This is a genomic window from Flavobacterium sp. P3_A6 (genome assembly GCF_056403035.1).
This window is the reverse complement of record NZ_JBFUGG010000001.1, coordinates 338,015-352,139: the sequence shown is the minus strand read 5'-3', so window position 1 is coordinate 352,139 and position 14,125 is coordinate 338,015. Positions and strand designations below refer to the sequence as shown.

The following is a 14,125-nucleotide window of genomic DNA, read 5'->3' as shown; positions in this document are numbered from 1 at the left end:
AATAAATAATGAGTTCTATAAATCTACAAGAAAGCCAATTCTCTGGTTGCGAAACATACATCGCTATCGCCGTCGATGAATCAGGTTCGATTAGCGAAAACGAAGCACAGCAGATACGGGAAGGGCTGACTTCATTTATCAATTCTCAAGTTCAGAGTAATATAACGCTTTCTTTAATAGGAATGTCCAATGGTGATACTGATACAAGAACGGATCATATTATTCAAAAAAGAATTTCAAACAATCAGCAGGAATTTTTAGATTGGATCAATGCATACGGTTCCAGAACAGTCAGCCCGCAATCGGATTTTTGGGCATCAGGCTTAGAAGCCGTCAATAATCTTACGGTAATTCCGGATATTACTGTAATTGTTACCGATGGTTTACAAGTAAATAACACCTCTGTACTTAAAGATTTATACAGCAGCCTAAATCTAAAATCACATGTTTTTGTGTATGGTGTAACGAGTACTGAAAGTAATGTTACTGAATTGGTAACACCGCTGACTTTTTACTTAGAAAAAAATCCTGTCTTAAAAAGCTGCGGTCTCTCTATTCTAAATACAGATTACATAAGAGTTCCCGACTTTAGTACATTAGGATCAGAGCTAAACCAGCTGAACAGTGATCTGTCTGCTGCTCAAATAGGCTGCGTTGCGAATGTTCGTATTATTGAAAATAAATTGGTTTATCCAATTTTCAATAAGGGAAAAGCAGTTCATCAGGATGCTGGATCTTTAGTACTTAGAAATAAAAGCCGCATAGCACTGACTTTAACTGCCGGAACAAGAATTCATAATGCCAGCAGCATGAATGGCTTGGTTTTTAAACTTAAAGAAACCGTTACCATACCTGCATCATCTCAGCTGGAAGTTCTGATTAGAGTTGATGGAACACCATTGTTTCTTGGAAATTATATAGCTCCTGTTGTTTTAAGAAACGTTAGTAATCCTAGTGGAACAGCTATCAGTTTTAATGTTATAAAAGAATTACATGTTGTTGGGATTACATCTGATAAAACAGCATTGCAATCGTCTAGTTTGCAAATTACGGCTGCAGGTTCAAAAGGAATCGATAGTACAAAAGGAATTCATCTCCGCTGGTTATTAGCTGGCGAATTAGGAGAGAAACATCTCCCTAAAGGAGACTCGTTTACGGGCGAAAAATTTAATTTTAATAAACCTGACGATTTTGTAAAAGTATATAGAGCCCCCTACACTAAAGTCACTAAAGTCAGCCATAATTTAGATTTAAATCAAAGTCCAGATTTAGTGGACAATAACAATGCATTATGGATTTACAAAACCGGTAACTCTGAAAGGTCAATTTATGTTTATTTTAAAAACAGATCAAAGTATTTATCCGTCAAAATTGATATTAATCCTTTAACAAATCCTTCTGATTTTATTGAGGCTTACGGAAACAATCTGATTGAAATTGAAAACAAAAACGAATTATTTTTTGCCGCAGAATTAAACTTTGGTCAGATAAACAATTCAAGTGTTGTTCGGTTAGAAACTTTATCTGTGGCTGAAAATACCCTTTTGGCAGCAAAAAGAGTTACCAACCGCAAAACATATTCTGCAGCTCAGCTAAATACTGTTCGTGTAGTTGCAGAAAATGGCAGAAGCATCCGATTCAAAGCGAGTAATTGTCTATTAAACGGAATCCATTTTGAATTTTATTCAGATTTTATTCAGCATGCAGACAGCACTGGAATTTGGGATCTGAAAGGAAAATATGCCCTAAATCTTGATGATAACAAAGTATTTGAACAATTGGAGCCAAAACTAAATGCTGTTCATGGAAAATGGCTGAAATTCAATGATGGTGAGTATGTAAATATTAACAATTATAAAAATAAATGGAAACGAGATACAAATGATAATGATAGGAATATAAAAGAAGTAGTTAAAAAATATCTTGAATTAAGCAATGATCCATTAAATCCTAAAGCTAACGAAACAATAAATTTTGGAGATAGTGTACCTGGTGAAGATGGACAAATATTTGAAAACACATCTGAAATATCAAATCTGGATCTATTAAACATAGCTGCAAATGACTATCATATTGCCCGTATGCTGGGGTTAGGCTGTATTGATATTGATGATGCGGTTCTATCGGGAGAATTTGTTTATCTAACAGAATATATAAATCAAGGCGATTTAAATGATGGTGAAGGAATAAAAGAAATTCAGCATCTTTCTATGAGTATTCCAACTTCTATAGAAACAGAACGTCTGCCTCTGCCTGTACAGTTAAGTAAAATTGTACCAGGATTAAATATTGGTTCTGAAGAAAATGAACCGGCAAAAATCACAGATGCAAACGGATACAGCTTTGACGGAAAGAAAAGATACGTGAGTTTGTTTATGGACGAAATCATGGATTACAGTGCAAATACTGCTTTCTTTGATTCATCAATAGAATACGACGGAAGTACTTTTACTTTCCCAATTTATCTGGGGGTTGATTATAAAATTGAAGAATTACATCCAAACTGGGTAAAACCAGAACTGGCTTTCGATTCAGAATATAAAAATGTCAACAAAGATTTAATCGAATCTTACTATGAGCCAGCTCCGATAATTATTCCCGAATCAGGAAAATCATTCTTAAATGTTCGTCAGGAACAAGTAGGAGAATATAACTACATCTATCAAGGGTACGGTATCAATATTTTTTCAAGGGCATCAACAGGCCGACAAAAAAGTATTAAATCAAAAATTCAGCCTGCTAATACTCTAATGCCGCCTAGTAGTATTAATACACATTTGATTACCAAAGAAAATCCTTTGATGTTTACATCACAAACGGAACAAGGACGTTATAATGCCATTACTAATACTGATAAAACATTTATAAGAATTCTTTTTGAATACTACTCTGCGCAGGAGTTATTAAGTTACAGCATTCCAGATGGCATGACTCAAGAAGATGCTCTAATGCCTCATACTATCTATCCAGATAATGAGGAAATATTTGCCGATTATTTTAAACTCTATTACAGGAATAGTCTTCCGCAGATAGAATATGCCAAAATTATTGGTATTGAAAATGATCAGACAAACGGCCTGATGTCGGTTGTTAAAATCGGAAGCTATACCATTCTTAGTACTGGTGAAATAATTAATCCAACAATAGCATTAGATAATAAAGACCGATTTGTTGGAGGAATTTTAACTATTGGAGATCAAAATTATATTATTCATGAGGTTGATATTGTAAATAATCAGGTTGAAGTTAAAGTAATCAATAAAGAAGTGGTTGAGAGTATCATTTCTGATGGAAATGCTACTGTTAATTCTGAACAAATTAAAGACATCAAAATACCTGAAAACCGTTTATGTACTTTGGTAGAAAACATGTTAACCACAACCAATTGGAATCCGTCGGGGGCTCTCAATTTTCAAGTAGAATATCCTACTGCTCTAAAAACGGTCCATAGAGAAACTATTAAACAAATAGACAGTCAAGGAATTGAAAAATTACAAATAGAAAAAACAAGAGGAATCTGGGAAAATGCAACAATCGAAAGATTCTTGGAAAATAGTTTCGAAATGGATGCTACGGGGAAATATGTATTAAATTCCGAAGGCAATCCAACTAAATTACCGGAAGGACAAAAGAAACACCTTGGATTATACAAAATAATTTTTCCAAACTATAACTTACCGCAGCATCCGCAGTATAAAGGGCAGAACATCGAAAATTCTATAGAATGGTTTAATGGTATTATTCGATTATTTACAAAAAGTTCCGTCAAAGCAGGAAGTACAATTCCGGTAAAAACCAGAAAAGAATTTAAAGTTGTTCGAACAGAAAACATTGGAGAGACAGGAAATTTAGTTTTATATGTAAATGATCCCAACTTCAAATTAGGTGATTACATCAATCAAACCATGGATGATGATTATGACGAAATTATAATAGGAAATCAAAAAGTAAACTATTATCCAAGTTATAAAGTATATCTTTTTGCCAATCCTGCATACGGAATTACTTCAGAAAATATTCTGCCAAAAGAAGGAGAAAGTACTCATTATTCCATTTTTGGAATTAGCACTCACTCCGATATGATAGGTTATTCGAATATGCCATTGGGTTATGATTCGAAAATTAGCGTACCAAATCCGATGTATTCTATGAAAATTGAAGAGCCAGTAAAACCTAAAGAAGTGAAAGGAAGTTTATATGCTACACGCCCAGATTTCTATAACCGCTCTACCTATACTTTTACTACTCTATACGATAACAAAGATAATCGTAAACCCTATGGTATATTGCATTATAGGGCCAGTGATGAGGCCTTACTAAGTGTTTTATATAAGAGAGAGACAATCAATATCATTCGTGAAGAGCTAAAAAAACTTGGAGGAAATAATGAGACTTATTTTGGAAGCAGATGGGGAAATCTATTAGATTTTGATGGCTTATTAGCTGCCAATAAAATTTTAAATCCTAGTGATGAACTTGATCTTGATCACCAGCCAAATCCCTCAGTACCAAGAATTCCAATTTACTATGAAGAATATCCTACAGAAGGGGATTCGTTATTGAAATTTCGTTTTCCTGTTCCGGACAATACAGAACTTATTGCAGCAATTAATGAATTTATCGATTGGCATAACTTGTCTCATGCAGAGCATCCAGACCTGCAAGCACCAAAAATTATTTCATTAGCATCGCTAAATGACGTCATTATAGATGTAAAACATGGTGTTCAAAAGAATTTATTAGCAATCCATTTTATTGAGCAGGCAATTCATACTGCATTTGTACCTCTTACAGAAGTGCCTGTTATTTATGATTATATTAATGACAATGATTACATGCCAATCAATAAAAAACAAACAATTAAAGATAAAAGCGGTCACATTTTAAAACCAACTGATCCTGATTTTGATATTGCGCCAATGATGAAAATCACCAATGAAGCAGTAAACAAAACCCAGTTTACCGATTTTAATCTTGATGGAAATTCTCAGAATATTTATTTCTATGGTGTACGTGAAATGGATATCAAGATGAATTTTAGTGAATTCAGTCCCTTTTTAGGACCTGTAAAATTGGTCCCTTCAAATCCGCCTCAGACACCTGAAATTAAGCGAATCATGCCAGTTTTAGAAAATAAGGTTTTAGGAATCAAACCTGCTGTTCAAATCGAATTAAACGCGTATCAGCCAGAGTACAATATTCGAAAAATAAACATCTATCGAGCTGCAACAATGCTTGATGCACAGTCGATAAGAACCATGAAAGCTGTCAAGGAAATTCTAATAAGTGAAGACACTTTATCTGCTGATTTTGATAAGGTCTGGACAGTTTACGATGAGTTTGAAGATCTGGAACATGTTCCTTTTGGAGATGGGATTTTTTACAGGATTACCGTATCGAGAGAAATTGAATATGCTGAACCCGGTTCTGATGACTCAATAATCAATATTGATTACACGCCTTCTCAACCATCCAAAATTACTGCTACAGTAATTGCTGATAATATTTCGCCTGAATCACCAGTATTGGAAGCTACAGGGGTTCCAACAGAACCTAATGGATCAATACTGAAACCAGTTATTTTCAATTGGGAAAAAACAGTTCATAATGGTACATATATTCTTTACAAAATGAATAATCAAGGAAACTGGGAAAAAATTCATGAGATAGTTTCTAACGAAAGTATCGTAGTGTTGCCTCTTGATGATGTTCCGGCATATACTGATGAATTAGTGATTAAGACAGCTGATAATGAAAGAATTTACCATCACTTCAAAGTCCTTTCAGTGAACTCTTCAGGAATGTTTAGCAGTGAGGAAAAAATCCTAACCCTTTAAATCTAAATACATATCAATGGAATCATTCATTGGTATGCAAAACAATCTGACAAATAAACACTTATAGCAAGAAAATAAAATTAAAATAACATGGCAACAAACAGAACTGACATTGGCACTAAATTCCAAAACGGAGATATTCCATCGCAAAGCGACTTCGTAGAAATTTTTGATAGTTTCGTTCATAAAGACGAAGATAAGGCTGATTTTCAAATGGTCGAAACAGGAACAGATAACCAGCATTATGTAACACCTGCACTTTTGCGCACTGGCCTGCAAAATTTGGGAATTATCACAGGAAATTGCTACATGCCTTATAAAGAACATATTGATGGCTTTTCAGGCACAATATTACCATTAATAAAATTTCCAATTGAACATAGTGTTAAGCTATTTAAAAATGGTCAATTAATGCTTGAAGGAGAAGATTATACCATAAATTATGATACAGCAGTAATTACATTTTCTTCGGAAGTAATCAATAGAAATATAGAAATTGATTATTGGTATAAAAATTTAGGACCAGTTCCTGGCGGTACTGATATCACTCTTGAACCTACTTTGCAAGGCCTGCAGGATGTTGTTGACACAGATCCTTTTATAGATACGGTTCAGTTAGCTATGAAAGCTGATGGTTCTTTTTCTGTTATACCCGGCAATGGAGAATGGGTTTCAGGACAGCTTTTGATAGGTACAAATCTTGAACCTGTCCCAAATGATGAGTTTGCTATTATTGGTTTAGTTAAGTCATCTGAAAATAAAGATTTAAAATTAGGTTTTCAATCAGATAGAGCAGAATTTAAAGATACTTTAAATAATAGAGGCTTAGAGTATGCTGGTGATTATGAATCTAATTTTGTGGCAAGAAGTTTAGTGACTAAACAATATATTGATTCTATAGTAAATCCGTATTTAAACAAAGGGACTATCCTTATTGGAGATGTGAATGTTCATTCTGCAAATTATTCTTATTCTACAACAGGTGATATAAATACCGCGATATTAACTACGACTACTCCTGGTGGCGAAATTATTACTGTAACAATAGATAATCCTTATCCAGATTTGAATTATGAGGTTATGATAAACGTAGAAAGTTTAGGGAATATGGAAAATGATAATGATATGCTTCCTGTTATATGGAAAAAAATATCAGCCAGTTCTTTCTTTCTATATCTTGAAGAAACTGGAAATGTAACTCAAAACATAAAACTTCATATAAAAACCAGAGCATTATAACTCCAAATAGTGTAAGTCAAATATTTAACACACCATCTGACAAAAAATAAATTTAAAACGTAAAAAATAAAAAATGGAAACAGTCGAAATTAAAAAAGAAGAAACAAAAAAGATCAGCCCAGAACAATTAAAAAAATTACAGGATTTTAATGCTTTCATGGATAAAGCCAGAATGTCATTAGGAGAACTGTCTATTCAATACGAATTTAAAAAAACAGATGTTCTTAGCCAGATTGCAGTTCAGCAACAAAAAGTTACTGAATTGGAAAAAGAAATCAAAGAAGAGTTTGGAGATGTAAGGGTTCATATTGAAACAGGAGAAATTGTAAAGCAATAAGAGCAATAACCGTATCAAAAACATTTTTACAATTGCCGCCAGGAACCACAAATTTATCAGCCGATCAGGTGTGGTTCCTTTTAAACCTTACAGATTCTCAAACTAAACACAAACATTTACAGTCCAGCCATGAGGACGGCTTATAGATTTAGGTTGATAATGAGTTGAAGCTGTTTTTGTGATATCTAGTTTTTTGGCAAAAAACAATTTAGAATGCCAGTCAAAAATAAAATAAAAACACTGATGGCATTTTACCCCATGCCGCTGGCTATAATCATTTAAAAAGAGATATTAAGTCAGGCAGAACAAATCATAATCACTTATTAAAATAAAAGTATGGAAGGAAATACAGAATATAAACCTTTTGCTTTACTAGAGCAATATAATCCAGATGAAGAAGCAACAGAATACTATAATACCACAAGAACATTAACTGTAGCAAAAAATGATTGTTCAGCAGAAACTGTTGGAAGTTCAGTTACGCTTACCGCTGATGCAAATCATTTTGTCTCTTCTATAAGTATTGCTGATGCCAATATGCAGACCGATTCATGGCTGAATGCCAATGGACAGGCATACGCCAATAATTTAGGGACATGTGAACTTGATTCTACACCTCCATCTACTCCATCACTATCTTATTCTTTGGTTACCCCCACTACACTAACATTATCTTGGACCTCGTCTACAAATAACTTGGGTGTCACAGGTTATGATATATATAGGGATGGAGTTCTATTGGATTCTACCGCATCAAATATTCTTGATTATTCTGTTATTGGGCTCTCAGGAAATACAACCTATGGTTTTTACGTAAAAGCAAAAGATGCTGCAGGAAATTCAAGTAATAGCAATACTGTTAGTGTTACTACATTATCAAGTCTTTTATCGTTAACAACTGCTACATCAGTAATTTTTGAAAAACAGGCTTCATCATGGGGAGATTGTAAATCTGCTACTTCTGCTGATTTTCAATATACTTCTAACAATGTTTTGGGAGCAGGCACAAATGGTGCTACTTTTTATCTTAATAGATATAGAGGTATTATAGATACATCTTCGGTGACAGTTAGACCTCAATCTGCTAAAATAAAATTTAAATTCAGTGCAAATACTGTTGGTTCGTCATTAACTTTTAACCTATTTGCATCAAATACTAAAATTCCGGTAAGTCAAACACTTCAACTTACTGATTGGGATGACTGGAATGAAGCTTCGTTTATAGGTAATGTTACTGTTCCAAGCAATTCAACTTCTTATAATGAAATACTGCTAACTTCAGCGCAGCTGGATCTGCTAGATTCTGAGCAAGCCTATAATTTTTTCCTTATATCGAATGGTGACAGAGATGATTTAGAACCTACAACAAATAGTAGACCCACATTATCTACAGCAGAAGTATATCTAGAATGTCAATTTTAATTGAAATATCAAATAGATTGCAATTTTCAGCCGAAATAAAAACACTAAAAATATAAAAAATGAAAAAAGAGGAAACTCAAAAAATCAGTGCGGAGCAATTAAAGAAATTACAGGATTTCAATACTTTTCTAAACAAAGCATTTCTGAGGTAGAAAAAGAAATCAAAGGAGAGTATGGAGATATTAGATTTAATATTGAATCAGGAGAAATTGTAAAACAATAGATTTCTATAAATAGTATCAACAGCTTTAAGGAATCACAAATTTATCAATCAATTCTGAGTTGATTCCTTAAAGCTGTTATTGGAAATTATTATCCATCTAAAACTAAAAAACTTAGCCTTCTCTATTCTCCATTTTAGTTTTAACATTTCTCATTTCAAAATAGAACATCATTTTTTACTAGTCTATTTATTATGCTGTTCTACAAGCTTAACACAAAACAATAAAGTATTTGGCTGTTTTAGATTAAAAAATATTCTCCGTTCCAAATTAAAAATTAAGACAACCAATCATAAACCAATTAAAAATATAAAAAATGAGTACAGATCATAATAGAATAAAAGTAGCCGATTTAGAGATAAATGAGCCAAACAAAACCTTGATTACCAATGAAAATGGGGAATTGGAGTTTAGTGATATTACAGGGGGGGGACAAGATTTACAGAATGTATTAACTGCAGGGAGTTCTGCAGAAGTTGATGGAGGATTGTCATTTGTAAATATTCTATCAGGAGTAGAAAATGATAGAATTGCAGAGTTTTTCACGAGTGATGGAGTTTATACTAGTTCTCTACAAGTAGTGAAATCTGGAGCAACTTTAGCTACAAATTTTGACACAGGGAATATTAATGCATCTTTTACAACAGTAAATGGTGAGGCTATGATGACTCAATCAAGAAGCACGTACAGTCAAGCCCTTAATTTCTCTCCTAGTTCTACAGGAAATATAAGCATTTCTCTACCAACCAAAACCGAAGGCTCTTATACTTTAGCTACTTTAGATGATATTAATCAAGATAACTTTGTCAGACGTATGTTTGTAGATACTGGAGATTTGCCAGATTCTTTTACTAAACAAGATGTTATTGATTATATATTAACATTTGATGAAGAAGACAGAACTGTAGAGGAAACAGATAGTAAATTAAATATATTAATAACAGATAGGGGCAATATTATCAAAATTTATGAACTGCAAAATCAAGGCAAAGGTATTATAACATCTATTTATAGTAATAACTTATTACTTATTACTGGAGGTCTTGATGACGTATTAAATATAGGTAATGAAACTTTTAATAAAGCTACTTTTAAATCAAGCTTTTATCCTAGTAGCCAATTAGAAGTAGATTATCATAGAATATATGCAACTGATTCTGATCCTAATATAGCTACAGGTTTAGACAGTTCAGGAGTAGGTTCCTATGATCATAACTCAGGAGAAGTTACAACTTTAAACCCACAAGGAATTCATTTTAATGATAAAAATTTATTAAGATCAAATCCTGTTAGTACAGGATTTGGTTCTACTATAAATTTACCTATAACTACAGGATATGGTGATAATAAAACATTAGCTACTTTAGATGATATCCCTAGTTATACAACACCAACAGTAGATCAAGTATTAACAGCCGGCAATACTACAAGTTTAGGTTATACACAAGGTACTTTTGGGGCAGGTCTTTATTTTAAAACTGATGGCGATTTCAGATATTACAATAAAGACTCATCTTTTAACAGTGTAGATGTGCATTCGAACCCTTCTATAGGGTTTGTAGTTGATAGCGGTGACACATCTTACGGAGATAGTCTTTTAGAAGTTGCAAGAGGAGAAGTTAACTTTTATACCGCAGGTACAGTTAACATTACAACAACAGGATATGGTACAGCGAGTATTAATACAGGTTTGCTTACAGAAAGGAGATATTTTCAATTCCCGAATAAAAATGGCACTTTGGCCACATTAGATGATATTATTGATACAGGAACGGCTACGACAATAACAGGAAGTATTACAGAAAGTCAAGTAACTAATCTAGTCACTGATTTAGCTGGAAAGCAATCGACACTTATCAGTGGTACAAATCTTAAAACTATAAATGGAACTTCACTTCTAGGATCTGGGGATATAGCAATAAGTGGCGGGAGTAGTGTGTATCAAATAATAATTACTACAGCTACTAGCATAACAACTGCAACGGCTGATTCAGCGGGGGTGACGCAAAATGGTAAAAATGTTTTAATTGATAACGGATCAAATGTGATAAACATTACCTGCAATGGGGGTGTTACGACTTCATATGGAAAGGTAGGAACGGGAGCAATTACATTCGTTCAAGGTTTTGGAAGAGTTTTGGTTCCAGTAAATGGTACGTTGGTATTTAATGGGATAGCTGGAAGCACAGCAACACTTTGGAGCTATGGTACAACAGATTATCTAGCAATAAATAATTATTAAGAATATTAATAACACATATATGAAAAACCCTGTCCAATTCTACGAAATGGGAGCACTTAAACAAAAGCCTTTTGTTTCAACATGGAATACAAATCTATTAGTTGCTGGAACTACTTCATCTAATCAAATAAAGTTACCTTTAGTTTCCACAGGATCATATAATTTTGTAGTGGACTGGGGAGATGGAACAACAAAGAGCAATATTACATCTTATAATGTAGGAACCACACATACCTATGCAATAGCTGGAACTTACACAATAACAATAAAGGGCTTAATAAAAGGATGGCAGTTTAATAATGCAGGAGATAGATCAAAGATAACATCTATAACTAAATGGGGAAGCCTAAAACTGGGAAATACAGGAGCCTGGTTCTATGGATGTACTAATTTAAATCTATCAACTGTTACTGACTTACCAGATTTTACAGGAATCACAAGTATCGCCGATATGTTCAACGGTTGTACTTCATTAACCAATGTAAATAGGATAACTGAATGGGATTTAAGTTCTATTACTAGCATGAATGGCACATTTAAAGGATGTACATCATATAATCAAAATATAAGTGCTTTAAATGTAAGTTCAATTACAGACTTTACAGGAACATTCCAACAAGCTAGTGCATTTAATCAACCTATTGGAACATGGAATATGGCTAACGCCACTACTCTTAATTCTATGTTTTATCAAGCTTCTGCATTTAACCAGGATTTAGGAGCGTGGAATGTATCAAATGTTAGTGACTTTTCTACCTTGTTTAAACAAGCTAGTGCATTCAAGAATGCTTCTAGTATTAATATTAACAATTGGATTATTAAGACTTCCGGACCAGTCAACATGTACGGAATGTTCCAAAACATAGCATTTAACATGAACATAACTTCTTGGAATGTTAGTGCTGTCACTAACATGTCATATATGTTTGGTGGACTAGGTGAAACATTCAATCAAAACATAAGTGGTTGGAATGTAGCTAATGTTGTAGACATGAGCAACATGTTTTCAAACAATACTGCATTCAATCAAAACATAAGTGGTTGGAATGTAGTTAACGTTCAGAACTTCTCCTACATGTTTAGTGGAGCATCCGCTTTTGCACAAAATTTAGGAGCTTGGATAACATCTAGTGCTACGAATATGTCCGGTATGTTCTCCGGAATAAGTTACAATCAAAATATAACTGGTTGGGATGTATCTCATGTAACTAACTTCTACTCCATGTTTGGCTCTAATGTTACATTTAATCAACCAATAGGCTCTTGGAATACTGGTTCTGCTACAAATATGCTCTACATGTTCTCTGGAGCTTCTGCTTTTAATCAAAACATAGGAAGTTGGAATACAGGTAATGTAACCAGTATGGAGTATATGTTTGGCGGAGCTTCTGCTTTTAATCAAAACTTAGGAGCTTGGAATGTAGCTAAAGTAGTAAACTTTAGATATATGTTCCAACAAGCCTATGCATTTAATAATGGAGGAAGCTCTACCATTAATAATTGGGTGTTAAATACCACATCACCAATCACAATGGAAGGTATGTTCCAACAAACATCTGGATTCAATCAGCCTATAGGATCATGGAATACCATTGCTGTTACAGATATGTCAAACTTATTTAACACAGCACAATCATTTAATCAACCTATTGGAAATTGGAACACATCTAATGTTACTACATTCCTATCTACATTTTCTAATGCTGCCTCTTTTAATCAAAACATAGGAGCATGGAATGTAACAAAGTCAACAACATTTGCAAGTATGTTCTTTGCTGCAAGGGCATTCAACAATGGAGGAAGTGCGGATGTAGCTAATTGGATAATAAACACTACTGCACCAGTGTCATTCAATGGTATATTTCAAAGTGCAATTGCGTTTAACCAACCCGTTGGTTCCTGGAATACTTCTAGTGTTACTTCTCTTAAAAATGCGTTTTCTACTGCTACTGTTTTTAATCAGAATATTAATGGATGGAACACTTCTAATGTAACTGATATGCAAGGAACCTTTGCAAATGCCCCTGCATTTAATCAGCCACTTAGTTCATGGAACACTGCAAATGTAACTACATTTTTTGCTATGTTTACAAGTGCATCAACATTTAATCAAAACATAGGAGCATGGAATGTGAGTAAAGTAACTACTTTTGCGAGTATGTTCTCTGGAGCTGCTGGGTTTAACAACGGTGGAGTTGATGCAATCAAGAACTGGACATTAAATACTACAGGAACAGTTGTTTTGACAAGCATGTTCCAAGGAGCTACATCTTTTAATCAGCCTATTGGATCATGGAATACTATTAAAGTTACAAATCTAACTTCTACATTTAATGGAGCAACTTCCTTTGATCAAAACATAGGAGCATGGAATGTGAGTGCTGTGACTACGTTCACTAGTTTTATGCTAGGCAAAACACAATCTACATTCTCAACAGCTAACCTCGATGCAATCTACAACGGTTGGTCATCTAGACCAGTGTTAGCAAGTAAGGCAATAACATTTGGAACAGCTAAATACACATCAGCAAGCACATCAGGAAGAGCAATACTAACAAGTTCTCCTAATCTATGGACAATCACAGATGGAGGGCTTTAATAAATATCGCTCTATGGAAACAAAATTTGGATTCGGACAGATTGCACAAACAACGCCAAAATGGGTATTTAGAATAATTCCTATTAACTAAAATTGTTATAGGGTATGTTGTAGCAACAAACCTATTATTACCAGAAGCGAAGTACTAAGTAACATTGTTTTTAACGCTTGTTGTTGATCCTTTTGCGTTTGTATTATCAAAAATGTTTGGAATTTCAATTGAAGAAA

Annotated in this window: 6 protein-coding genes; all 6 read left to right on the top strand. The window is 33.7% G+C overall.

From position 1 onward, the window contains the following. Positions 1–8: 8 nt before the first annotated feature. Positions 9–5,837 carry a hypothetical protein gene (locus tag AC1DVP_RS01515; RefSeq protein ID WP_477181791.1) on the top strand — a complete coding sequence of 1,943 codons (5,829 nt, stop codon included), beginning with the start codon at positions 9–11 and terminating at the stop codon, positions 5,835–5,837. Positions 5,838–5,927: 90 nt separating this feature from the next. After that, positions 5,928–7,076 carry a hypothetical protein gene (locus tag AC1DVP_RS01510; protein ID WP_477181790.1) on the top strand — a complete coding sequence of 383 codons (1,149 nt, stop codon included), beginning with the start codon at positions 5,928–5,930 and terminating at the stop codon, positions 7,074–7,076. A gap of 73 nt (positions 7,077–7,149) precedes the next feature. Next, positions 7,150–7,413: a hypothetical protein gene (locus AC1DVP_RS01505; protein ID WP_477181789.1), complete on the top strand. Its 264-nt coding sequence runs from the start codon at positions 7,150–7,152 to the stop codon at positions 7,411–7,413. Between the two features lie 336 nt (positions 7,414–7,749). Then, a complete protein-coding gene (locus AC1DVP_RS01500) occupies positions 7,750–8,835 on the top strand; it encodes a DUF5977 domain-containing protein (protein ID WP_477181788.1) in 1,086 nt (361 codons plus the stop codon). Positions 8,836–9,372: 537 nt separating this feature from the next. Next, positions 9,373–11,298: a hypothetical protein gene (locus tag AC1DVP_RS01495; RefSeq protein ID WP_477181787.1), complete on the top strand. Its 1,926-nt coding sequence runs from the start codon at positions 9,373–9,375 to the stop codon at positions 11,296–11,298. A 19-nt stretch (positions 11,299–11,317) separates the two neighbouring features. Continuing rightward, positions 11,318–13,897 carry a BspA family leucine-rich repeat surface protein gene (locus AC1DVP_RS01490; RefSeq protein WP_477181786.1) on the top strand — a complete coding sequence of 860 codons (2,580 nt, stop codon included), beginning with the start codon at positions 11,318–11,320 and terminating at the stop codon, positions 13,895–13,897. Positions 13,898–14,125 lie beyond the last annotated feature (228 nt).